25 protein-coding genes are annotated in these 23,089 nt (G+C 71.1%); 19 read left to right on the top strand and 6 right to left on the bottom strand.

Annotated elements, in window-relative coordinates; all coding sequences use genetic code 11:
* Positions 1-86: 86 nt before the first annotated feature.
* From lipA to RCR19_RS26645, 3 genes are all read left to right on the top strand, one after another.
* The gene (gene lipA, locus RCR19_RS26655; protein ID WP_331267426.1) at positions 87-1,052 is read left to right on the top strand and encodes a lipoyl synthase; all 966 of its coding nucleotides are present in this window, start codon (positions 87-89) and stop codon (positions 1,050-1,052) included.
* A 279-nt stretch (positions 1,053-1,331) separates the two neighbouring features.
* On the top strand, positions 1,332-1,529 hold the full coding sequence (locus RCR19_RS26650; RefSeq protein WP_331267425.1) for a hypothetical protein: 198 nt from the start codon (positions 1,332-1,334) through the stop codon (positions 1,527-1,529).
* 87 nt (positions 1,530-1,616) lie between these two features.
* A complete protein-coding gene (locus RCR19_RS26645) occupies positions 1,617-2,315 on the top strand; it encodes a DUF4191 domain-containing protein (RefSeq protein WP_220294360.1) in 699 nt (232 codons plus the stop codon).
* A gap of 151 nt (positions 2,316-2,466) precedes the next feature.
* Here the strand turns inward: RCR19_RS26645 and RCR19_RS26640 are convergent, their stop codons facing one another.
* Complete coding sequence (locus tag RCR19_RS26640) at positions 2,467-2,934, bottom strand: RDD family protein (protein WP_331267424.1); 468 nt, start codon at positions 2,932-2,934, stop codon at positions 2,467-2,469.
* 198 nt (positions 2,935-3,132) lie between these two features.
* Between RCR19_RS26640 and glnA the strand changes: the two genes are divergently transcribed.
* The 3 genes from glnA (at position 3,133) to RCR19_RS26625 (ending at position 6,308) form a co-directional block, all read left to right on the top strand.
* Positions 3,133-4,542 (top strand): type I glutamate--ammonia ligase, encoded by a 1,410-nt coding sequence (gene glnA, locus RCR19_RS26635; RefSeq protein ID WP_331267423.1) that lies wholly within the window; start codon positions 3,133-3,135, stop codon positions 4,540-4,542.
* Between the two features lie 254 nt (positions 4,543-4,796).
* Positions 4,797-5,717 (top strand): zinc metalloprotease HtpX, encoded by a 921-nt coding sequence (htpX, locus tag RCR19_RS26630; RefSeq protein WP_331267422.1) that lies wholly within the window; start codon positions 4,797-4,799, stop codon positions 5,715-5,717.
* Positions 5,718-5,723: 6 nt separating this feature from the next.
* A complete protein-coding gene (locus RCR19_RS26625) occupies positions 5,724-6,308 on the top strand; it encodes a hypothetical protein (RefSeq protein WP_331267421.1) in 585 nt (194 codons plus the stop codon).
* 22 nt (positions 6,309-6,330) lie between these two features.
* Here RCR19_RS26625 and RCR19_RS26620 read toward each other — a convergent pair whose 3' ends face one another.
* On the bottom strand, positions 6,331-6,606 hold the full coding sequence (locus RCR19_RS26620) for a hypothetical protein (protein WP_331267420.1): 276 nt from the start codon (positions 6,604-6,606) through the stop codon (positions 6,331-6,333).
* Between the two features lie 260 nt (positions 6,607-6,866).
* On the opposite strand from RCR19_RS26620, the gene RCR19_RS26615 reads away from it, so the two are divergent.
* Positions 6,867-7,670: an alpha/beta fold hydrolase gene (locus RCR19_RS26615; RefSeq protein WP_331267419.1), complete on the top strand. Its 804-nt coding sequence runs from the start codon at positions 6,867-6,869 to the stop codon at positions 7,668-7,670.
* A gap of 117 nt (positions 7,671-7,787) precedes the next feature.
* On the opposite strand, the gene RCR19_RS26610 is transcribed toward RCR19_RS26615, so the two are convergent.
* Positions 7,788-8,291: a hypothetical protein gene (locus RCR19_RS26610; RefSeq protein ID WP_331267418.1), complete on the bottom strand. Its 504-nt coding sequence runs from the start codon at positions 8,289-8,291 to the stop codon at positions 7,788-7,790.
* 153 nt (positions 8,292-8,444) lie between these two features.
* Between RCR19_RS26610 and RCR19_RS26605 the strand changes: the two genes are divergently transcribed.
* A complete protein-coding gene (locus RCR19_RS26605; protein WP_331267417.1) occupies positions 8,445-9,638 on the top strand; it encodes a winged helix DNA-binding domain-containing protein in 1,194 nt (397 codons plus the stop codon).
* A gap of 67 nt (positions 9,639-9,705) precedes the next feature.
* On the opposite strand, the gene RCR19_RS26600 is transcribed toward RCR19_RS26605, so the two are convergent.
* Positions 9,706-10,014 (bottom strand): hypothetical protein, encoded by a 309-nt coding sequence (locus RCR19_RS26600; RefSeq protein ID WP_331267416.1) that lies wholly within the window; start codon positions 10,012-10,014, stop codon positions 9,706-9,708.
* Positions 10,015-10,178: 164 nt separating this feature from the next.
* Between RCR19_RS26600 and RCR19_RS26595 the strand changes: the two genes are divergently transcribed.
* Both RCR19_RS26595 and RCR19_RS26590 read left to right on the top strand, forming a co-directional pair.
* Positions 10,179-10,538 (top strand): arsenate reductase family protein, encoded by a 360-nt coding sequence (locus RCR19_RS26595; protein ID WP_331267415.1) that lies wholly within the window; start codon positions 10,179-10,181, stop codon positions 10,536-10,538.
* Positions 10,539-10,673: 135 nt separating this feature from the next.
* Positions 10,674-11,360, top strand: a complete 687-nt coding sequence (locus RCR19_RS26590) for a hypothetical protein (protein ID WP_331267414.1) — start codon at positions 10,674-10,676, stop codon at positions 11,358-11,360.
* A 2-nt stretch (positions 11,361-11,362) separates the two neighbouring features.
* Here RCR19_RS26590 and RCR19_RS26585 read toward each other — a convergent pair whose 3' ends face one another.
* On the bottom strand, positions 11,363-12,226 hold the full coding sequence (locus RCR19_RS26585) for an alpha/beta fold hydrolase (protein WP_331267413.1): 864 nt from the start codon (positions 12,224-12,226) through the stop codon (positions 11,363-11,365).
* Positions 12,227-12,293: 67 nt separating this feature from the next.
* Here RCR19_RS26585 and RCR19_RS26580 point away from each other — a divergent pair, with 67 nt between their 5' ends.
* From RCR19_RS26580 to RCR19_RS26560, 5 genes are all read left to right on the top strand, one after another.
* Positions 12,294-12,779, top strand: coding sequence for a MarR family transcriptional regulator (locus RCR19_RS26580; RefSeq protein ID WP_220294351.1), 486 nt, complete (start codon positions 12,294-12,296; stop codon positions 12,777-12,779).
* A gap of 141 nt (positions 12,780-12,920) precedes the next feature.
* Entirely contained in the window at positions 12,921-13,949 is a 1,029-nt protein-coding gene (gene glnII, locus RCR19_RS26575; RefSeq protein WP_331267412.1) for a glutamine synthetase, read from the top strand.
* A 399-nt stretch (positions 13,950-14,348) separates the two neighbouring features.
* Positions 14,349-14,933, top strand: a complete 585-nt coding sequence (locus RCR19_RS26570) for a winged helix-turn-helix domain-containing protein (RefSeq protein WP_331267411.1) — start codon at positions 14,349-14,351, stop codon at positions 14,931-14,933.
* A gap of 70 nt (positions 14,934-15,003) precedes the next feature.
* Entirely contained in the window at positions 15,004-15,996 is a 993-nt protein-coding gene (locus tag RCR19_RS26565) for an NAD-dependent epimerase/dehydratase family protein (protein WP_331267410.1), read from the top strand.
* A 375-nt stretch (positions 15,997-16,371) separates the two neighbouring features.
* Positions 16,372-17,919: a DUF1996 domain-containing protein gene (locus RCR19_RS26560; RefSeq protein ID WP_331267409.1), complete on the top strand. Its 1,548-nt coding sequence runs from the start codon at positions 16,372-16,374 to the stop codon at positions 17,917-17,919.
* Positions 17,920-17,994: 75 nt separating this feature from the next.
* On the opposite strand, the gene RCR19_RS26555 is transcribed toward RCR19_RS26560, so the two are convergent.
* Positions 17,995-18,417, bottom strand: a complete 423-nt coding sequence (locus tag RCR19_RS26555; protein ID WP_331267408.1) for a hypothetical protein — start codon at positions 18,415-18,417, stop codon at positions 17,995-17,997.
* A gap of 290 nt (positions 18,418-18,707) precedes the next feature.
* Here RCR19_RS26555 and RCR19_RS26550 point away from each other — a divergent pair, with 290 nt between their 5' ends.
* The 4 genes from RCR19_RS26550 to RCR19_RS26535 all read left to right on the top strand — a co-directional run bounded on the left by RCR19_RS26550 (position 18,708) and on the right by RCR19_RS26535 (position 23,007).
* Positions 18,708-19,115, top strand: a complete 408-nt coding sequence (locus RCR19_RS26550; RefSeq protein WP_331267407.1) for a YciI family protein — start codon at positions 18,708-18,710, stop codon at positions 19,113-19,115.
* 8 nt (positions 19,116-19,123) lie between these two features.
* A complete protein-coding gene (locus RCR19_RS26545; RefSeq protein ID WP_331269564.1) occupies positions 19,124-20,269 on the top strand; it encodes a DUF6596 domain-containing protein in 1,146 nt (381 codons plus the stop codon).
* 154 nt (positions 20,270-20,423) lie between these two features.
* Positions 20,424-20,951 carry a tetratricopeptide repeat protein gene (locus RCR19_RS26540; protein ID WP_331267406.1) on the top strand — a complete coding sequence of 176 codons (528 nt, stop codon included), beginning with the start codon at positions 20,424-20,426 and terminating at the stop codon, positions 20,949-20,951.
* Positions 20,952-21,078: 127 nt separating this feature from the next.
* A complete protein-coding gene (locus RCR19_RS26535; RefSeq protein WP_331267405.1) occupies positions 21,079-23,007 on the top strand; it encodes a hypothetical protein in 1,929 nt (642 codons plus the stop codon).
* The last annotated feature ends 82 nt before the right edge of the window (positions 23,008-23,089 follow it).

Raw genomic sequence — 23,089 nt, 5'->3', positions numbered from 1 at the left:
GTCGCGGGGTTGGCCTGACCGATAGGGCCCACAAACACGGGCGTACTCTGGTGTACGCCGAAGAATCGAAGCTACAGGGAGCCGACGTGTCCGCAGTCGCACCCGACGGACGCAAGATGCTGCGCCTTGAGGTCCGCAACAGTCAGACCCCCATTGAGCGCAAGCCCGAGTGGATCAAGACCCGGGCGAAAATGGGTCCCGAGTACTCGAAGATGCAGAACCTCGTGAAGAGCGAAGGCCTGCACACGGTCTGCCAGGAAGCCGGCTGCCCGAACATCTACGAGTGCTGGGAGGACCGCGAGGCGACCTTCCTCATCGGCGGCGACCAGTGCACCCGGCGTTGCGACTTCTGCCAGATCGACACGGGCAGGCCCGAGGCGCTCGACCGCGACGAGCCCCGCCGCGTGGGCGAGTCCGTGGTCACCATGGACCTGAACTACGCCACCATCACCGGTGTCGCCCGGGACGACCTGGCGGACGGCGGCGCCTGGCTCTACGCCGAGACCGTGCGCCAGATCCACCGGCAGACCGCCGCCCGCGAGGGCGGGCACACCAAGGTCGAGCTCCTCGCCCCCGACTTCAACGCCGTCCCCGAGCAGCTCGAGGAGGTCTTCTCCTCCCGCCCCGAGGTCTTCGCCCACAACGTCGAGACCGTCCCGCGGATCTTCAAGCGCATCCGCCCCGGCTTCCGCTACGAGCGGTCCCTGAAGGTCATCACCGCCGCCCGCGACTACGGTCTGGTGACGAAGTCGAACCTGATCCTCGGCATGGGCGAGACCCGCGAGGAGGTCAGCGACGCACTGCGCCAACTGCACGACGCCGGCTGCGAGCTGGTCACCATCACCCAGTACCTGCGCCCGAGCGTCCGCCACCACCCCGTGGAGCGCTGGGTCAAGCCGAACGAGTTCGTGGAGCTGAAGGAGGAGGCCGAGCAGATCGGCTTCTCCGGCGTCATGTCCGGTCCCCTGGTGCGCTCCTCCTACCGCGCCGGACGGCTGTACCGCATGGCCGTCGAGAAGCGCGGATCGTACATCGCCTCGCAGGCGGTCTGACTCAGCCGGGGGAACCGGGGGCCGGCACTCCGTGCCACCGCCCTGATGTGAATCCCCACACAAGCGGCTACCGCCGGGTAGTGGCCGATCGACGCGGTCCGGGACGTCCCCGCAGCTAGCGGGCGCGTCAGGGCCGCGTCAGGCTTTTCGCCCCTCGTATCAAGGCTTCATAGGTGTTTGACCGGTCGGTCACGCCCTGGTAACACCAATCAGTGACCCTGGTCTTACACCACGTACCGCCCGGGCCCCGAACCGCCGAATCCGAGGGGGACCTCCGCCATGCAGGCCGCGCCTGTTCGCGCCACCGCCATTCCGTCGTTCACCGATGCACTGCGTGCCGTCGAGTCGCTGCTCATGAGCAGCGGCCAGCGGACCGCCCGCCGCAACGCCTGGACCTCCGTCCTCGAGGACCGCCGCCGCGCCAAGGACCGGGTCGAGGCGCAGCGCGTCCTGGACGCCGTGGCGTCGCGCCGGTAGTCACACCCGCACTCCCCGGAGCGACCCCACCGCTCCGTCCCCGCACTGCCGTCGTCGCCGCCCGCCGGGCCACGTAGACTTCGTGCCATGGCGAGGAAGGAAACTGCAGCGGACGCTGCGAACGCGGGGCGACTGAAGCAGATCGTCCTGACCTACAAGATGACCCGCAAGGCCGACTCGAAGATCGGTCTTGTACTCGCGGCTGTCGGAATCGTCACCTTCGGTGTCTTCCTCGCGATCGGTTTCTTGCTCGGTCACCCTGTCTACCTGGGCATTCTCGGCCTCCTGCTCGCCTTCCTCGCGACGGCGATCGTCTTCGGGCGCAGGGCCGAGCGCGCCGCCTTCGGTCAGATGGAGGGCCAGCCAGGCGCCGCCGCGGCGGTTCTGGACAACATCGGCCGCGGCTGGACCACCACCCCGGCGGTCGCGATGAACCGCAGCCAGGACGTCGTGCACCGCGCGGTCGGCAAGGCCGGGATCGTGCTGGTCGCCGAGGGCAACCCGAACCGGGTCAGGACCCTGCTGGCCGCCGAGAAGAAGCGGATGGCGCGCATCGTGGCCGATGTGCCGGTACACGACGTGATCGTGGGCACGGGTGAGGGCCAGGTCGAGCTGAAGAAGCTCCGTACGACGATGCTGAAGTACCCGCGGGTGCTGACCGGTCCCCAGGTGACCGCGACGAACGACCGGCTGCGGGCGCTGGGCGACCTGATGAGCAACATGCCGCTGCCGAAGGGGCCGATGCCGAAGGGGATGCGGATGCCCAAGGGCGGCCGCATGCGCTAGCCGTCGCCGCACCGAACCGAAGTCTCCGGGCCCGGGGAACCGTCTAGGTTCCCCGGGCCCATGGTCTGTCCCGGTACTGCGCAAGCGCCTCCGCTCGCGCGGGGGCTCCGCACTCCGGCGGGGCCGGTCCCCCGTCGAGTGGAACCGACCCTCAGATCCTGACCTCGACCGTTCCGGCCAACCGGTCGTGCAGACCCCGGCCGTCGCGGTCCCAGACCAGCGCCGGGAGGGCGAGGAAGAGCAGAACCGTGCGCCACAGCGCGCGCAGCGGATGGACGCGGCCGGTGCCGAGGGCCACCACGCGCAGTCCGAACAGCCGCTTGCCCGGGGTGAAGCCGACCGTGCTCACGGTGACGGCGATCAGTGCGAAGAGGATGAGCGGCGCCCAGACCTGGGCCGCACGGTTGTAGCTGTCCGTGATCAGGCCGTATGCGATCAAGAGGCACAGGCCCCAGTCGACGGCGAGGGCGCCGAGGCGCCGGCCCGGGCGGGCGATCGAGCCCGGTCCCTCCTGCGGCAGCCCGAGCTGCTCTCCCCGGTATCCGAGGTCCGCCCCGGCTTCCTCCATGGCCGCGCGGGGACCGGAGAGCCAGGATCCGATTGCTTGCCTGTTGTCCACCCGTCCACGGTACTGCGCCCGTTTTGGCGGGCATGCAGGCGGGGCCATCGAGCCTCGGGCTGGTTAACCTGGGAGAAACAAACGGGTCACGCCCGAGAAATGCCCCGTCCTTATGGTCGGCTGCAGCGTGTGCCACCGCACTGGCCGCACGAACGAACTACCACCCCGACGAGGACGGTCGGGAGTAGGAGGAGCTGGATGTTCCAGAACGCCGACGAAACCAAGAAGTTCATCGCGGACGAGGACGTCAAGTTCGTCGACGTCCGCTTCTGCGACCTGCCGGGCGTGATGCAGCACTTCACGGTGCCCGTCGATGCGTTCGACCCGGACGACGAACTCGCCTTCGACGGGTCGTCGATCCGCGGTTTCCAGGCCATCCACGAGTCCGACATGGCGCTGCGCGCCGACCTGTCGACCGCCCGGATCGACCCGTTCCGGCGCGACAAGACGCTGAACATCAACTTCTTCATCCACGACCCGATCACGGGTGAGCAGTACTCCCGCGACCCGCGCAACGTGGCGAAGAAGGCCGAGGCCTACCTGGCCTCCACCGGCATCGCCGACACCGCGTACTTCGGTCCCGAGGCGGAGTTCTACGTCTTCGACAGCGTCCGCTTCGCCACCAGCGCGAACGAGGCCTTCTACCACATCGACTCCGAGGCCGGCGCCTGGAACACCGGCGCCCTCGAGGACAACCGCGGTTACAAGGTCCGCTACAAGGGCGGTTACTTCCCGGTCCCGCCGGTCGACCACTTCGCCGACCTGCGCGCCGAGATCAGCCTGGAGCTGGAGAAGGCCGGCCTCAAGGTCGAGCGCCAGCACCACGAGGTGGGCACCGCCGGCCAGGCCGAGATCAACTACAAGTTCAACACGCTGCTCGCCGCCGCGGACGACCTCCAGCTCTTCAAGTACATCGTCAAGAACGTCGCCTGGCGCAACGGCAAGACCGCGACCTTCATGCCGAAGCCGATCTTCGGCGACAACGGCTCGGGCATGCACGTCCACCAGTCGCTGTGGACCAACGGCGACCCGCTGTTCTACGACGAGGCCGGTTACGCGGGCCTGTCGGACACCGCCCGCTACTACATCGGCGGCATCCTGCGGCACGCCCCGTCGCTGCTGGCCTTCACCAACCCGACGGTGAACTCCTACCACCGCCTGGTTCCGGGCTTCGAGGCGCCGGTCAACCTGGTGTACTCGCAGCGCAACCGGTCGGCGGCGATGCGTATCCCGATCACGGGCTCGAACCCGAAGGCCAAGCGCGTCGAGTTCCGTGCCCCGGACTCCTCCGGCAACCCGTACCTGGCCTTCTCCGCCCTGCTGCTCGCGGGCCTGGACGGCATCAAGAACAAGATCGAGCCGGCCGAGCCGATCGACAAGGACCTGTACGAGCTCGCTCCCGAGGAGCACGCGGGTGTCCCGCAGGTCCCGACCTCGCTGCCGGCCGTGCTCGACGCCCTCGAGGCCGACCACGAGTTCCTCCTCCAGGGCGACGTCTTCACGACCGACCTGATCGAGACGTGGATCGACTTCAAGCGCACGAACGAGATCGCCCCGCTGCAGCTGCGTCCGCACCCGCACGAGTTCGAGCTCTACTTCGACGTGTGATATCACCCCGGGTCAGTGCGGGTAACGCGCTCCTGGACCGTCTTCTAGCCGTCGGCCGGCTCTCCCCCTCCGGGAGAGCCGGCCGACGGCTTTGTCCATGGTGGGGCTTGCCGGCGCCGTCTGCCGTGCGGCACCCGTTCGCCGACACTCTTTGCCTGCCATGGGGTCGTTCGGGACCGGTTCATGGGTGGGGATGGGCGCACAATGGTGGTGGGACGGGTGCCTTACTGCTGGGTACTGCGAGGTGATGCAGGATGCAGAGCCGGTTCCGGAGCGATCGGCGACTGACCGTGCGGATGACGGTCACGATGTTTCTGCTCGGATTGCTGTACGTGGCCTTCATCGCCGCGTTGATCGCGTTGCTGAAATCCTGGGTGCTGGTCGTCGTGATCGCGGCCCTGGTGATCGGCGCGCAGTACTGGTTCTCGGACCGGATCGCGCTGTACGCCATGCACGGGCGGATCGTGGAGCGTGAGGAGTATCCGCAGCTGCACGGGGTGGTCGACCGGCTGTGTGCGGTGGCCGACATGCCCAAACCGCTCGTCGCGGTCTCCAACATGGACATGCCGAACGCGTTCGCGACCGGCCGCAACCCCGACCATGCCGTGCTGTGCGTGACCAGCGGGCTGCTGCGGCGGCTGGAACCCGACGAGCTGGAGGGTGTGCTCGCGCACGAGCTGTCGCACGTGGCGCACAAGGACGTCGCGGTGATCACACTGGCGTCGTTCCTCGGGGTGATCGCCGGACTGGTCGTCCGGTTCGCGTTCTACTCGGAGCTTTTCGGGCGTGGGCGCAAGGACCAGAACACCATCGTGGTCTTCGGTGCCGTGATGGGAATCTCTGCGCTCGTCTATGCGATCAGCTTCCTGCTGATCCGCGCCCTGTCCCGGTACCGTGAGCTGGCCGCCGACCGCGCCGCCGCCCACCTGACCGGGCGCCCCTCGGCGCTGGCGTCCGCACTGACCAAGGTCAGCGGGGACATCGCCCGCATCCCGACGAGGGACCTGCGGACCGCGCAGGCCTTCAACGCCTTCTACTTCACCCCCGCGTTCGGCGCCGAGCCGGGCATCTCCCGTTACTTCTCCACCCACCCGACCCTGGAGCAGCGGCTCGAGCAGCTCGGCCGCATCTCCGCGGAGCTGGGCGAGGCGGCGACACCGGGAAAGGCGGTCTGAACCACGATGGGCTTCCTGGACATCCTGCTCGGTCGTACGAAACCGGTGGCGCCCGATCTCGACCAGCTCTTCGCGCTGCCGTCGGCGGCGATCACGCTCGAGGCCGCAGCCGGGTTCACCCCGACCGGGACCGGAGCGGTCTGCTTCGCGACGGTCGAGGGCGGCGCGTTCTCGCAGACCAACCGCGAGGTCCAGGCGTTGCTGGACGCGGACGTCGATCGCAGCGGCCCGCCCGTCGAACTGCAGCGGGACGACTACGGCTACTCCTGGCTGGTGTCGCGCCGCACTCCCGACCAGCTGCCCGCCCTGGTCAACGATCTGCACGCGGTGAACAGCGCGATGGAGATCAACGGCTTCGGGCCGCAACTGCTGTGCTCGACGGCCGGCTTCCAGGACGCGCGCGGGCGGCGGCTCGGCCTGGTCTATCTCTACAAGCGCGGCACCTTCTATCCGTTCGCGCCGCTCAGCGGACCGGGCGAGCGGCGCGACAACCCGCTGGAACTGCAGGTCAAAGCCGCACTGGCCGACGACCTGCGGATCGAGCCGGACCTCGGCCGCTGGTTCCCCGTCTGGGGCGCGCCCGGCCTGTGAGCGGGCGGCCCCGGCGGCGTCACTAGCTCTTGTCCCGGTCCTGACGACGGGACTCGAAGGGGCGCTCTCGGCGGTAGCGGCGCTCCCACTTGGCCTGCTGGTCACGGCGCTCGCGGTACTGCTGGTAGTTGCCGGCCGCGCCCGGGGGGCCTCCCGAGCCCGTCGAGGAGGCCGAGGACGAGTTCCGTCCGTGACTCACGTAGACGAAGAGCAGGAAGCCGGCGGCCAGCCACCAGACGTGGTTGTTGAACCCTAGGAGAAAGAGGACGACGGTTCCGGCGATGAGGAAGGTGCCCATGACGGGCCTCCGTGGGCGTGGGTGAGTGGTCGTGCCAAGGGGATACGACGGGGCGCTGGGGGTGGGCGGCCGCCGTCGGTGCGTAGAGATTAGCCCCGAGTCCACCGGGTGATGCCGGTCCGGTGGAAAGCGGTGGTGGGCCGCTCCGTTACGCATGTCCAGCGTAGGGAGACGGTCACTCGGTGTGCATCTCCTTTTCCCACACGCTCGGTTCGGCGGATCGGGGAGGGTGGAAGCCGTGACCGTGCGTGAATGGACCCATGATCGGGTTCTCCTCTTTCGCACACGGACACGACGGTGAACTACTCAGCGGGATCCACGGCGGCGACGGCGATCCGGACGCGGCCACCGCCGTCCTGCTGCACGGGGCGGGCAACGGCAGCACGCGGCGACTGCTTCCGCTGCTCGAGGAGTTCGTCGCACGCGGCTGCCGCGGCCTCGCGTTCGACTTCTCCGGGCACGGCGAAAGCACCGGCCGACTCGCCGAGTTGAGCCTGAAGCGGCGTTTCGAGCAGGCCGTCGCCGTGATCGACGCGCGGACACCTGCGAACGGGCCGCTGGTTCTGGTCGGTTTCAGCATGAGCGGGCAGACGGTCGCGGACCTTGCGCGGCACTACCGGAGGCGGGTGGTGGCGCTGGGCCTGTGCGCGCCCGCCGTCTACGCGGCGGACGCCTGGCCGCTCCCGTTCGGCGACGGGGCGGGCCGCTTCACGGAGATCCCGCGCACACCGGGGAGTTGGCGTACGGCACCCGCGCTCGAGGTGCTGCGCACCTACCGGGGCCGGGCGGTGCTCGCGGTGCCCGGCACCGATTCCGTGATCCCGGCCGAGGTGACGGCGTCGGTGGCGGCGGCGCTCGCCGCGAACGCCTCCTTCACCCGGCTCGACCTGCCCCGCGCGGAACACTGGTTGGGCCTGTGGTTCCGCGACCATGCGGAGGACCGCCGGCGGTTCGTGGACGTCGTACTGGCGGACGGGGCCCAGGGTCCGCCGTTCGGATCAGGTCGGCCGGGAGAGGCCGCGCCATTCGACCGACGCCGACATGATCCAAACGACAGGCCCTGAGCCACGGGACGGGGGCGCGCGGGGCCCGGGCCGGGTCGCGGTGGGCGCCGGGGGCCCGACCGCGGGGCGCGCGGCCCCGGCGGTCGCTGTCCTGGCGCACGGGGGCCGGGCACCGGATCAGTACCGGACGGCGCGTGCGACGGAGGTGACGGCATCACCCGAGAGCCCGCGGTTGCTCAGCGCGGTGGCGTTCTTCGAGCCGCCACCGGGGACGTCGGACACCGTGACGACGACCGTGTCGAGCAGATTGCCCTTGGTGTCCTTGAAGTTGACCTGCACGGCGTAGGTGTGTGACTCGGACGTCGGGTTGGTGACGGTGACCGGCGCCGCCTTGCGCCCTCCCGACTCGTCCGCGACCGCGCCCAGCTTCACATCGGCCTTGGCGTGGGCGCCGCCCTTGATCTGGTCCAGCTTGCGGCCGGCCTCCGCGCTCGCGGACGCCAGGGCGGCCCCGGCCTCGGAGGCGGCGGATGCGGCGGCGGAGGCCGCCTCGGTCGCGGCGGAGGCGGCCTGCGACGCGGTGCCCGAGGCGCCGCCGTCGGAACAGCCCGAGAGCACGGCGGCCGCCGCGACGACGACCGCGGCACCTCGCGCCATGTCCCGCATTCCGTGTCGTGCCATCGCCTCTCCCGCCTTCCCTTGATGGGTTCAGTCAAGGCCGATCGGGCGCACATCCGCACGCGGGGTACCGCGCTTCGGGTGACGGGGCCCCGCGAGGGACCGGCTTCGACGAGGATGGGCACGTTCTCGTAGGGGGGTCGGCGGGGAGGCGGCGTGGGCGGGCGGCGGAGGAACATCGGCACTGAGGAACGGCGGTCGCGGCTCGCGCTGCGGCAGCGGCTGGCCCCTCAGGCGCGGGCCGTGACACCCGAGGAGGTCGCCGGGTCGCTGGTCGCCCTGCACGGCACGGACCCGGCCACGGTGTACCTGGCGGTCGGGGCGCGGCTCGCGGACGCGGTACGGACCGTGGCGGAGGGCGAGCGGGCACTGTACGAGGAGCGCACGCTGGTGCGGATGCACGGCATGCGGCACACCGTGTTCGTGTTCCCCACCGGGCTGGCCGCCGTGGTGCACGCGTCGACGGGACTCACCATCGCGGTGAAGGCACGGGCCGCGCTGGTGAGGGACATGGTGACCGGGAGCGAGGGCCGGCTGACGGCGGAGTGGCTCAGCGAGGTGGAGGCGTCGGCACTGGCCGCGCTGGCCCGGCGTGGACAGGCGACCGTCGCCGAACTCACCCGGGACGAAACGCGGTTGAAGGAGCGCTTCACCTACGGCGCGGGCAGGAGCTACGAGGCCGAGCAGACGGTGTCCTCCCGTCTGATGCGGGTTCTCGGCGTCGAGGGGCGGGTGGTGCGCGGCCGTCCGCTGGGGGCGTGGACGTCGTCGCAGTTCCGCTGGGCGGTCGCCCCGCCCCACCCCGTACTGCCGACCGATGCGGCGCAGCGGGAGCTGCTCCGCCACTGGCTGGCGGCCTGCGGCCCGGCCACGGAGGCGGACCTCAAGTGGTGGACGGGGTGGAAGCTCACGGACGTCCGGCGGGCGCTGGCCGCGATCGGAGCGGTTCCGGTGACCGTCGACGGAGGGGCCACGGCGTATGTGACCGCCGAGGACACGGAACCGGTGCAGTCACCGGCCGGACCGTGGGCGGCCCTGCTCCCGGGTCTGGACCCCACGGCGATGGGCTGGCAGGAGCGTGACTGGTACCTCTCCCCCGGCCTGCGCCCGGCCCTGTTCGACGGCAGCGGCAACGTGGGCCCGACGGTGTGGTGGAACGGTCGCGTGGTGGGCGGCTGGGCCCGCAGACCCGACGGCGAGGTGGTGTGGCGGCTGCTGGAGACGGCGGGCCTCGGCCGCGAGGAGCGGTCGGTGATCGGGGCGGAGGCCGACCGGCTCGGATCGTGGCTGGCCGGCACCCCGGTGACACCGCGCTTCCGGACGCCTCTGGAGAAGGAACTTTCCGCGTGACGCCACCCGTTCCCGACCGCACCGGTGCCGGGCGCCCTCCCGTCCGGAGGGCGCCCGGCACCACGGATCAGCGGCTGTACCTCATCAGCGCCCGCACCATGTGGCACGTCGTGTCCGACGGCGGGTGGACTCCGATCCGTTCCGCCGTGCTCCGTATGGTCTCGTTGCGCGCCTGATTCGCCATGTACACCCCGGAGTCGAGAAGGGCGATGGCGAGACGCATCGCCTTCAGGCGCCGGTTGTGCGTGACGTACCACTCGCGCGGCCGCCCCGGAGGGAGCGGGCGTTTTGCCACCGGCGCGTACGGCAGGTCCAGCGCGACCTGCCGGTGGGCGGTGGACCTGTTCGACTTCGGCTTCGTTGCGGCAGCGGGCACGGGCATCCTCCTGTCGCGGCGGGGAGTCGTCCGGACGTCCCGGCAACTCCCTCGAACACTGCTTCTATTCTACTGCCGCCCACTGACAAAAGCCGCTGGCCACAAGGGCTTTGGACGAGGTTGTGACACCCGTGAGAAGTGGTGCTTCGACTACCGTGTGGGACATGGAGATCTGGATCAATCCGGCCTGCTCGAAATGCCGCAGCGCGCTCACCCTGCTCGACGCGGAAGGCGCCGACTACACGGTCCGGCGCTATCTGGAGGACGTCCCCACCGAGGACGAGATCCGCGATGTACTGACCCGCCTAGGCCTCGAGCCCTGGGACATCACCCGCACCCAGGAGACAGACGCCAAGGAACTCGGCATGAAGGCGTGGGCGAGGGACGAGGCGAACCGCGACCGGTGGGTGCGTGCGCTCGCCGAGCACCCGAAGCTCATCCAGCGGCCGATCATCACCGCCGAGGACGGCACGGCCGTCGTCGCCCGTACGGACGAAGCGGTACGCGACGCCCTGTCCCGCTGACCGCAACCGCCGTGTGATCCACGTTACTTCGGTGACTTCTGCAACTGCTGAGCAACCCCGTTCGGGTCCTCGTACATAGCGGCGTACCTATCGCGACCGGCCGCCGGGGAAGGCGGCCGGGGACAGGAGGCGCGCATGTCGCGTAGGAGAACCCTCAGTCGCAAGAAGAAGATCGCGCTGGCGGTCACCGCGGTCGCCGTGGCCGGCAGCGGGGCCTTCGCCCTCGCGGCCACCTCGAACGCGGCGAACGTGCAGAACGCGTCCAACTCGACGGTCTGCAAGGGGCTGGCCACCGCGCTCGGCAACAACGAGTCGTTCATCGCCGGGCAGAAGGCCGCACCGGACGCCCAGTCGGCGGCGCGGATCGCCAACCGTGAGGCGGTGATCGCCCAGATCAAGGTCCAGCAGGAGGCGTCGGGCTGCCAGGTGGGCGAGTCCGTCCAGGCGGGCGGGGCGGCGCAGCCCGGCGGTGCCGCGCAGGCCGGGGGGTCGGCTCAGGACCCTCAGGCCTCGCAGCCCGCGGGCAACGCACCCGCGACGACGGCCCCCGCGGGCAACACCGGGAACGCCTCGGGCCAACAGGTCTGCAAGGGCTCGACGGTGACGCTGTCCGGTGAGGCCGGCGCCCCCGCCGCGTCGAGCAACCAGTTCCCGGCGGGCACGAGGCTGAAGGTCACCAACCTGGACAACAACAAGTCCACCACGGTGACGGTCACTTCGGTCTCCGGCAGCTGCGCGCTGCTCAACAACGCGGCCTTCGAGCAGGTCCGCGAGCCCGGCAAGTTCCTGATCCGCCGGGCGGTGATCGAGAAGGTGGGGTGACGTCAGCCGCTCAGGAACTCCAGGAGGCGGCGGTCCGTGACCGCCGGGTCGGTGTACGGCAAAGCGTGATGAGACACCCCCGGCAGTACATGGGTCTCCACGTCAGGCAGCAACTCGGCGGCACGGGCGGCCACCCGGTGGGGATCATGGGTCCTGCTGTTCGCGGCCACGAGCAGCAGGACCCTGGTACGCAGCGAGCGCAGCGCGGCGGCGCTCGGGCGTGGCCCCGTGACCGGACGGGCCGTCGGGAATCCGGCCGTCGCCTCCTGGAGCCGCAGCCACGAGGCGGGCGGCGCCCCGCCCGTCTCCCACTCCAGGAAGGCCCGGACCCTGTGCGCGGCGGGCCGCAGGGTCATGGGCAGGGCGTGCAGGAGGTAGCCGGCCCGGTACCCGGCGAAGCACTGGGTCGGGTCGAGCAGGGCGAGGCGGGTGACACGGCCCGGGGCGTGCAAGGCGTAGTGGAGGGCGATCCAGCCGCCGTACGAATGCCCGGTCAGGGCGGCCCGGTCGATCCCCAGCCCGTCGAGTACCGCGTCGAGCCAGGCCGTCAGGTCCTCGACCGTGCGGACGGGGCGGCTCGGGTCGGGAACACTGCACCCGGCGTCACCGATCAGGTCGACGGCGTGGACGCGGAAGACACGGGACAGGGCGGCCGCGTTGGCGAACCAGGAGGCCGAGGTCGCACGGCCACCCGGCAGCAGCACGAGCGGTGGACCGTCGTGCGGGCCGCAGCTGTTCACCCGGGTGCTGCCGAAGTCGGTGGCCACGGTGTCGTGCCGGGTGCCGGCGGGCCACCGGGCGAGCAGGTCGTCGTACGCCGCGAGGAACTCGGCCGGATCATGCGTCTTGTGTGCGGAGGAGTCCATGAGCCCTTATTCTCTCGCTGAGCGAGATACTTGGCCAGCAAGATACAAGCCGACGATCGGGGCACGCATGGCGGACCGGGCACACCAGGGACCCGAGCTGGAGATCGTCCATCTCCTGCGCGCCACGACCGTCGAACTCGGCCTGCACAGTGTCCGGTTCGCCCATCGCAACGGCATGCACCCGACCGACGTGCGTGCCCTGATCGCCCTCATGGACGCCTCGCGTGCCGGGGAGGAGATGACGGCCGGCCGTCTCGGCGCACTCCTCGGGCTCAACTCCGCGGGCACCACGGCCCTGGTCGACCGGCTGGAACGGCTCGGGCACGTCCGGCGCGTACGGGACGGGCGCGACCGGCGGCGGGTGCTCGTCGAGGTCGACGAGCGGGCGGTGGAGCTCGGGTGGGCGTCCTTCGGTCCGCTGATCGGACGGGCCGTCGAGCTGCTCCAGGGGTACGACGAACGGGAACTGGCGGCGGTGCGTGGCTTCCTGGACGGCGTCCGCCGTGCCGCCGCGGACCACGGCGCGGAGACAGGGCACACAGGCCCCGGGTAACACGGGGTTCACACATGGGCAACGGCCGGGAAATCGCCTGTTGACAGGCTGCTGGCGACACCGGGCGCTCAGTGCCGCTGCGCCGCGCACCCGCAACAGGTTCGACCGCGCGGTCGAGACCCACCCCGAAGGATGTGGCCCGTGACCTTCAAGGCTGAGTACATCTGGATCGACGGCACCGAGCCGACGGCCAAACTCCGTTCCAAGACGAAGATCCTGGGAGACGACGCCAAGGGTGCCGAGCTGCCGATCTGGGGCTTCGACGGCTCCTCCACCAACCAGGCCGAGGGCCACTCCTCGGACTGCGTGCTCAAGCCGGTCTTCTCCTGTCCCGACCCGGTACGCGGCGGCGACGACGTCCTGGTGCTGTGCGAGGTCCTCGACACGGACATGGCCCCGCACCCCTCCAACACTCGCGCCGCGCTGGTCGAGGTCGCCGCGAAGTTCGCCGCGCAGGAGCCGATCTTCGGTATCGAGCAGGAGTACACCTTCTTCGACGGCACGCGTCCGCTCGGCTTCCCCGAGGGTGGCTTCCCGGCCCCGCAGGGCGGCTACTACTGCGGTGTCGGCGCCGACGAGATCTTCGGCCGTGAGATCGTCGAGGCGCACCTGGAGAACTGCCTGAAGGCGGGTCTGGGCATCTCCGGCATCAACGCCGAGGTCATGCCCGGTCAGTGGGAGTTCCAGGTCGGCCCGCTCGCCCCGCTCGAGGTCGCGGACCAGCTGTGGGTCGCCCGCTGGCTGCTGTACCGCACCGCCGAGGACTTCGGCGTCTCCGCCACCCTCGACCCGAAGCCGGTCAAGGGCGACTGGAACGGCGCAGGCGCGCACACCAACTTCTCGACCAGGGCGATGCGCGAGGGCTACGACGCCATCATCACCGCGTGCGAGGCGCTCGGCGAGGGCTCCAAGCCGATGGACCACGTCAAGAGCTACGGCGCCGGCATCGACGACCGGCTGACGGGTCTGCACGAGACCGCCCCGTGGAACGAATACTCCTACGGGGTGTCCAACCGCGGCGCCTCGGTCCGCATCCCCTGGCAGGTGGAGAAGGACGGCAAGGGGTACATCGAGGACCGCCGTCCGAACGCCAACGTCGACCCGTATCTCGTGACCCGCCTGATCGTCGACACCTGCTGCTCGGCGCTGGAGAAGGCCGGCCAGGCCTGATCGACGCACCAACGGCTCCGAGGGGGCGCCCACCGCACGGTGGGCGCCCCCTCGCGTCTCCCGCCCTCCGTGCGGTGGGCGACGTCACGTTCGCGTCAGGAGCGTCCGACGGGTGAGAGCGGTCTCCTGCGCAGCGCTGTCGTCTGCTTCAATGGACCCATGGCCAGCTTCCAGAAGCTCAGTGCGACGGGTCGCCATGACCTCGAGCCCTTCTGGCCCTCCCGTCAGCACCATGACTTCGACCGGGTGTGTTGTCGCGCGCGAAACGCGCGGGCCCTCTGAAGCCGTACACCCGGCCTCCGGCCAGCGCGCACGACGTACGTCCCCGACGACCCCCGGCCACACCCGCGGTCGTCGGCCTCTCCCGACGAACTTCTCGCGCGAAAGAGCTGACCTCTCATGGCGACCACTCGTCCTCGCTCGACCGCCGCCCTCGACACCCCCGCCGCCTCCGCGGACGGCTCCGCACGCCATCGGCTGCGAGCCGTCGACCGCGACGAGGTCGTCGACATGGCGGACTTCCTGCCGCCCGGCGCCACCTGGCTGCCGGCACCCCAGCACTCCCTGCCCGGTCTGCCGGGCAGGCCCCCGATGATCGGTTACCTGGTGCTCGTCCCGGCCGACCGGCAACCGCCGGTGCTGCCGGTCGCGGTGCCCGGCGAGCAGGACCCCGCCCCGGCCGTCGACGGCGCGGGTCTCCTCGGCGTCGACACCGCTCGGCGTACCGCCACGGTGGCCGGACGGCCCCTGGACCTCACCTATCTGGAGTTCGAGCTGCTCGCGCACCTGGTCGCGCACCCCCACCGGGTGCACACCAGGGACCAGCTGGTGACCACGGTGTGGGGATACGACCATGTGGGCGACGGACGCACCGTCGACGTCCACATCGCCCGGCTGCGGCGCAAGCTGGGCACCGAGCACCGCGGGGCGATCCAGACGGTGCGACGCGTGGGCTACAAGTACGTGCCGCGGGGCGGTCGCTGACGCCTGCGGCGAATCTCCTGTCAGCAGATCGGGGTTCCGCCCCGCGGGCCCGCCCGGCACAGTCGTCGGCATGAGACTTCTGGTGCTGGGTGGAACGGAGTTCGTGGGGCGGGCCGTCGTGGACGCCGCCCTCGATCGAGACTGGGACGTCACCGTCCTCAACCGGGGGCGGCACCGGCCCGCGCCCGGGGTACGCGCGCTGCGGGGCGACCGCACCGAGACCGGCGGACTCGCGGCGCTGGCCGACGGCGAGTGGGACGCCGTCGTCGACACCTGGTCGGGGGCGCCCCGCGCGGTGCACGAGACCGCGGGGCTGCTCGCCGGACGCGCCGGCCGGTATGTGTATGTGTCCAGCTGCTCGGTGTACGCCTGGGCGCCCGACCCCGGGTACGACGAGAGCGCTCCCCTGGTCGAGGGGGCCGCGGCGGACGCGGAGCGCACCGAGTACGCGCAGGACAAGGTGGGCGGGGAACTCGCCGCGACCGGGGCCTTCGGCGCGAACGCGTCGGTGCTCGTGCGGGCCGGGCTGATCCTGGGTCCGCACGAGAACGTCGGCCGGCTGCCCTGGTGGCTCGGCCGGATGGCCCGCGGTGGTCCGGTGCTCGCGCCCGGTCCGCGCGACCTGCCGTTGCAGTACATCGACGCCCGCGACCTCGCCGGGTGGATCCTCGGTGCGGTGGAGCAGGGGCTCAGCGGGCCGTACAACCTCATGAGCCCGCAGGGCCACGCGACCATGGGCGCACTGCTGGACGCCTGCGCACAGGTGACCGGGGGCGCCGCGCAACTGCGCTGGACGGCGCCCGAGGCGATCCTGGCCGCCGGGATCGAACCGTGGACCCAGCTGCCCGTGTGGGTGCCGCCGGACACCGACTACCACGCCGCCCTGCACGCCGCGGACGTCTCACGGGCGGTGCGCGACGGGCTGCGGTGCCGGACGGTAGAGGAGACGGTACGGGACACCTGGGAGTGGTTGCGCGGCCTCGACGGGGAAGCACCGCGGCGGGCGGGCCTGCCGCCGGTGGGACTCGACCCCGCGGTGGAGGCGAAGGTGCTCGGGCTCTGATCCGGATCCGGTGCCGTCCGATTCGTCGTACCGGAACGGGCGATCGCGAAACATATCTCCCACATTTTCGCCAAACCGGGTCATGGCGTTTTCCCACGACGACAATGGCCGGTTCACGGCCGCAGTCGCCCATATGGATCGCGACCGGAAAGGACGGCACCGGACTCAAAACTGAATGTAATTCAAAGCCGGAGGGCTACCCCGCTCAACTGCCGTTGAAACAGGGGCTTCTGTGCCCCTTGCGCCTGAAATGACCACCCGGGCCGCCAAGTTTTTCTGAGAATTCTGAACGCCCCACGAACCCCCTGCGTATGGGATGGCGCCGCTTCACCCCTGTCGGGCGCCTCCGCCCCGAAAGGAAGTCAGAGGAGTTCCATGGGACGCAACACGAGAAAACGCCGTACGCCGCTGGCCACCAAGGCCATAGCCGCCTCGGCTGCCCTAGCGCTCGGTGGGGGCGGGCTGATCTGGGCGAACTACTACGCCTCGGCACACGAGACGAACGGGCAGAACACCACCAAGGCCGCCACGGCGCAGGTGGCCACCATCACCTGCCCGGACGTGGGCCAGCAACTCACCAATGTGCCGAACCAGGCCCGTACCGAGGTCGACGGCGAACTGGCCAACCTCGACCGCCAGATCACGGACGCCTACCAGCGTCTGGCGACCACGCGCGACGCACAGTCGAGGGACGCGAGCTTCGTCCAGAACTCGATCCTCCAGCCGCTCAAGGAGCGGCGACAGGTGATCATCGACCGCATCCAGCTGGAGATCAACCGGGTCGGCGGCAGCGCGCCCGACAGCCTGGACGGTCTGGCCGGGTGCACCGGAGCCACCGCCAACCAGGCCAACACCAACGCCGGCCAGGACAACACGGGCCAGCAGCAGAACGGTGGTCAGCAGCAGAACACCGGTGGCCAGCAGCAGAACGGCGGCCAGCAGCAGAACGGTGGCCAGCAGCAGAACAACAACGGCGGCCAGCAGCAGGGCAACGGCGGCCAGGCCGGCAACGGTCCCGTCGCGGCCGACTTCGTCGACATCACGAAGGTGGGACGGAACGTCCAGGCGAAGCCGAAGAGGAGCCGCAACGCCTCGACGGGCACGTTCACCACTCGGTGCGGCGTGAACGCCAACAAGAACCACAACACCGACAACGTGATCGTGGCGCCCGGCGTGGCCAACGGCGCGCACCACCTGCACGACTACGTCGGCAACCAGAAGGTCAACGCGTTCGCCAGCAACGACACGTTCCTGCAGGGCGGGACCAGCTGCCAGAACAAGAACGACCTGTCGTCCTACTACTGGCCGGTCGTCCGTGTTCAGGACGGCTCGCAGGACTTCGACCAGGACGCGGACGGCGGCGGCAAGGAAGGCAACGTCGGCCGGATCCTGACGCCGGTGCAGGCGCAGATCAAGTACGTCGGCAGCCCGACCGGCAAGGTCGTCGCGATGCCGCAGTTCCTGCGCATCATCACCGGTGACGCCAAGACCACGACCAACGGGCTGGCGAACGCCAACGCGCACTGGAGCTGCACCGGCTTCGAGAACAAGGTCCAGCTGACGACGCAGTACCCGATCTGCCCGCGGGGCAGCAACGTGGTCCGCACGTTCGCGTTCCAGAGCTGCTGGGACGGCCAGAACATCGACAGCGCCAACCACCGCACGCATGTGGCCTTCGCCGACGCGCGCGGCAACTGCCAGAACGGCTTCAAGGCGATCCCGCAGCTGACGATGCGTCTGGTGTACAAGATCACGCCGCCGACCCTGCAGAACGGCGTGGTGAAGAACGCCTATGCGGTGGACGGCTTCCCCGAGCAGCTCCACAAGCCGGCCACCGATCACGACGACTTCATCAGTGTCACGACCGGCGGCCTGGCGAACAAGATCACCAACTGCGTCAACCGTGGTCAGCAGTGTCAGTGACCCGGTGATCGACTGAAGAAGGCCGGTGGCGGGAGATCCCGCCACCGGCCTTCGGCATGTCCGCCCATGCGCGGCTCAGCCGCTGTGCCCCGCGTGGGCGTGGTGGTCCGTGCCGATCTCCACATCGCCGCCCAGCGTGCCGCGCAACGCCTCGACCACGCCGTCGTCGCCCACCGCGACCCACTTGCGGCCCACCAGATAGAAGCCGCCGTAGTCCTTGGCGTCGTTGATCCAGTCACGCTGCCCCCGGTCGGTGGCGAAGGTGGCGAGCACGAACTTGCCGTCGGAGTTGTTGCAGATGGCCTGCCGGATCTCGTCCGCGTCCGTCTGGATGTTCGGCTTGCACTTCACGTCCGCCGCCAGGTCCTCCAGGCTGCCGGTCGCGGTCGCCGGGATCTTCTCCTGGGCGTCGTCCGACCCTCCCGACCCCGCGCACCCGGTCAGCGTCAGCAGGGCGACGGCCGCACCGGCCGTCAGCATCTCGCGCGTCCATCTCATGTGTTTCCTCCGGTCCTCGGGGCCCATGCCGCCGGGAGCCCCCGCAAGGGCCCTGCCCTTCCCTACGGCTGTGGCGCGCCCCGTGCTCAATGGCACCGGCGGTCCCTTCCGGATCACACACGAACCGGCCGTGCGGGGACGACTCCGGTCCGACGTCCGGACGGAGCCCGGGCCCCGTCCGGAAGATCTCCGAAAAGCAATCCGCCGGCGATGTCGAGAACACGTGACCGGCTCCGTCCCCGCAGTGAACGTGACCACAATGGGTCGCACCAGCACCGAGGAGAATCACGATGGCCAAGTACTTGCTGCTGAAGCACTACCGCGGAGCACCGGCGGCGGTCAACGACGTACCCATGGACCTATGGACGCCGGAGGAGATCTCGGCGCACATCCAGTACATGCAGGACTTCGCGGCCCGGCTGGAGAAGACCGGCGAGTTCGTCGACGGTCAGGCGCTCGCTCCCGAGGGGAAGTGGGTCCGCTACGACGGAGAGGGCCGCCCGCCGGTCACCGACGGCCCGTTCGCCGAGACCAAGGACCTCATCGCCGGCTGGATGGTGATCGACGTCGACAGCTACGAGCGCGCCGTCGACCTGGCCGGGGAGCTGTCGGCCGCCCCCGGGGCGGGCGGGAAGCCGATCCACGAGTGGCTCGAGGTGCGCCCGTTCCTGACCGCCCCGCCCACCATCACGGAGTGACCTCCCCCATGGACGAGGCCCTGCTCCGGAGCCTCACACCGGGCGTGCTCTCCGTCCTCGTCCGCCGCGGAGCCGACTTCGCGGCGGCCGAGGACGCCGTGCAGGACGCACTGGTGGAGGCGGTCCGCGTGTGGCCGGAGCGGCCACCGCGGGACCCGAAGGGCTGGCTGGTGACCGTGGCCTGGCGCCGGTTCCTGGACGCGACCCGGGCTGACGCGGCGCGCCGCCGGCGCGAGGAGGCCGTCGACCAGGAGCCGGCGCCCGGTCCGGCCCCGACGGCGGACGACACGCTACGGCTCTACTTCCTGTGCGCCCACCCGTCGCTCACGCCGTCGTCCGCGGTCGCGCTCACGCTGCGCGCCGTGGGCGGGCTGAGCACCCGCCAGATCGCCGAGGCCTATCTGGTGCCGGAGGCGACCATGGCCCAGCGCATCAGCCGGGCCAAGCGCACCGTCTCCGGCGTGCGGTTCGACCGGCCCGGGGACGTCGCCACCGTGCTGCGCGTCCTCTACCTGGTCTTCAACGAGGGCTACTCCGGCGACGTCGACCTGGCCGCCGAGGCCATCCGGCTCACCCGGCAGCTCGCGGCCGTGATCGACCACCCCGAGGTGGCCGGGCTGCTGGCCCTCATGCTCCTGCACCACGCTCGGCGCGCGGCCCGGACCGCACCCGACGGCAGCCTGGTGCCGCTCGCCGAGCAGGACCGCACCCGGTGGGACACCGAGGCGATCGCCGAGGGTGTCGTGATCCTGCAGGGGGCCCTCGCCCGCGACCGGCTCGGCGAGTTCCAGGCCCAGGCGGCCATTGCCGCACTCCACGCCGACGCGCCCACCGCCGGGGAGACCGACTGGGTGCAGATCGTCGAGTGGTACGACGAGCTCGCGCGGCTGACCGACAGCCCGGTCGTCCGGCTCAACCGCGCGGTGGCCGTGGGCGAGGCCGACGGACCGCGCGCCGGACTCGCGGCGCTCGCCGGGCTGGACGACTCGCTCCCCCGCCACTGCGCGGTGGCGGCGTACCTCCACGAACGCGACGGCGACCTCGGTACGGCGGCGCGTCTGTACGCCGAGGCGGCCCGCAAGGCGGCGAACCTCGCCGAGCGCGACCATCTGACGCGCCAGGCGGCCCGGCTCAACGCTCGGCTCCGTCATTGACGGCCCACCGCCCGGACGGCGACCCGCCCGGCGGCGGTACGGCCGCCCGGAGAGCCGCCGAACCCGGCCCGTTCGTGACGAGCCCGGAATCCGGTGCCCCAACCGGCACAGTTGTGCGAGGGTGGGCGGCCTGAGCACCGGAGCAAGGGGGATCATGAGCACGCAGGACTGGGAGCAGCGCGTGGCCGCCGCCTGGGCGGGCTTCGAGGAGCACACCAGGACGGCACCCGGCGGCGGATCGCCCGAGAGCGCCGAGGACTTCCGCGCCGTGATCGACGCCCTCGTCGCCGAACTGCCCGAGGACAGCCCGCTCGGGTTCTTCGAAAGGGCCTGCGCCTGGGACTCGACGGGTCACTCGGACAAGGCGGTGCCGTTGTACCGGGAGGCGCTGGCCCGCGGCCTCGACGGTTACCGCGGGCGCCGCACGAAGATCCAGTTGGCCAGTTCGCTGCGGAACACCGGACAGGCCGAGGAGGGTGTCACCCTGCTCACCCCCGAACTCGACGCCCCCTCCGACGAACTGGACGACGCCGTGCGCGGCTGCCTGGCCCTGTGCCTGTCCAGCCTGGGCCGCGACCGCGAGGGCCTGTCCCTGGTGCTCGGCGCGCTCGCACCCCATCTGCCGCGCTACCAGCGCTCGATGGCGAACTACGCCCGCATGCTGGTCGAACCGGGGGCCTGAGCGTCCGTCCGGCCCGCTCGGACGGCCCGGTACGGAACGTCCGCTGCGCCCTGTGCCCAGGAGCGCCCGGGAACCGGGCCGGGCCACCGTCCAGGTGACCAACCACCGTCTCGCTCGTTTGCCGGACGTGCAGTCACAGGAAGTCGCCCCGCGCACAACTCCCGGCTCCGGACCGGTCGTCGACGTCGAGCAGGCCGAGGCCGCACTCGTCGAGCACTACCCCCGGCTCGTCCGCCTCGCCTATCTGGTGCTGCCACCCGGTCTCGGCCGTACGCGGCGGGTGCTGACCGCACACGCCCTCGTCCAGCGTGCGCTGCCCCGCAGACGCGCCTCCGCCTCCGTGATCCCGGCCCAGGCCGCGGGAGGGACCGACGGCGGAGGGGAGGACCCCGGCTACTCCTTGCTGCGTCTCCAGGTGCTGCGTACGGCTCTGGAGGCGGGCCGCCCGCCGAAGCGCACGGCCTGGCCCAGGCGCTCGCAACTGCCGCCCCTGTTTCCCCAGGTGTGGGGCCTGAAGCTGTTTCCGCGCTCGGGCGGCGCCGAGGAACTCGCCCTGGACCAGCAGCTGTCCGCCCTGCCCGGGCCGGCCCGCGCCGCCTATGTGCTGCGCGGCCTGGAGCGGCTGCCCGAGGACCACGTGCGCAAGGTGCTGTCAGCCGCCGGTGTCACCCGCCCGACGGCCGCCCTGCGCGAGGCCTCGCGCGTGCCCAGGCAGGACGCGCTGCTGGAGTCCCCCGAGTTCGACCCGTGCTCACTGCAGGCGCGGCCGACCGATCTGATGCGGCGCCGGCAGCACACCAAGGCCGCGCTCGCCGCCGCGGGCGCCGCCGTGGTGTGCGGCGTGCTGCTCGCCCTGCCCAGCGGCGGCTGGGGCCCGGACGGTGCGGCCGCCCCGGGGTATGCACAGAACCCCGCGGCCCGGGCCGCACTGGACCCGGCCAAGGTCACCAAGGTGCCGCCCACCGCCTGGCGGACCTCGGCGCGCACCGACTTCTCCGTGTGGCCGGCGCGCGGTGGCCTCACCGGGGACACCGCGCTGCTCCGGCGCGCACTCGCCGTCTGGTCGCGACCCGGTGGGTCGGTACAGGTCTCCGCCACCCCCGGCACCCCTTCGGGTGCTCCGGCCGGGCCACCGCAACTGCTCTACGCCGGGCGCGTCGACGCCGCACGCGTGGTGATCTTCTACGACGGTCTGCGCATCGCCCGCTATGCCGAGCCGGCCCGCGGCACGGACGGAGCCGCACTCGACTTCGCACGCGTCGACGCGGCCACCGGCGCCGAGGCGGAGGCGGTCGTCCTGGGCCGCGCCGACGGCAACGTCCGCTATCTGACCGCGCCCTGGGTGACCAAGGCCGCTGAGCGGGACCTTCTCGAACCGTCCGCCGAGGCCGTGGACCTGGGCCTCCAGGACGGCGTCACCGCGCCGCTGGCCGGTCCGGCCGAGGCGACCGGCTCGTGCTCGTCGTGGAACGTGCTCCAGCTCACGGAAGGCTCGGGCATCCGGCTGCTGACCGACCTCGGGGAGCTGACCCCGGCGCATCTGACGGTGGGACGGCCCGGCGCACCCGGCGAGGCCTCCGAGCCGGAGGCCCTGCGGACCTGGTCCCCGTTCGCCTGCTCGCTGGCGGCCGTGCGGTCGCAGGGCGTCCGGTCCGTCAACGCCTGGGAGTTCGCGCGGCAGACGCTGCCGGACGGGTCCGGGTCGGCCGCCTGGGTGTGCACACGGGCCGACACCTGGCGGGGGGACGGGCCGCGGGTGCTGGCTCAGTTCCAGACGCCGGGCGGGCGGTACGGGGCGGTCGCGGCCAAGGCCGAGGGCGTCACCGCGTGCGGCACGAAGGATCCCCATGTGCTGGCGGGGGTGTTGTGGAAATCCGCGGAAGGTCGCTGGTACCTCCTCGCCGCGGGGAGCTCGGACACCGGGTCGATCCGGGCGACCGGCGGGGTGACCGGTTCGGCGGACGGAAACCTGCTGGCGGTGCGGGCAGCGCAGGGCGCGCAGGCCGGGTTGAAGGGGACTCTCGAGGACGGCAGGACGATCAGCGGGCTGCGCTGAGCGCGGACTGCCGGCCGCTCGAGGGTGTCTCGGGGTCCGACCGCGGCGCGGCGCGGGCCGTTGACACCCGAATCATGGGCAT

This window comes from Streptomyces sp. WAC07094 (assembly GCF_036320405.1).
Lineage (GTDB): Bacteria > Actinomycetota > Actinomycetes > Streptomycetales > Streptomycetaceae > Streptomyces > Streptomyces lannensis.
Note: the sequence above shows the minus strand (reverse complement) of the source record. Positions and strands in the feature narration are given on the sequence as shown.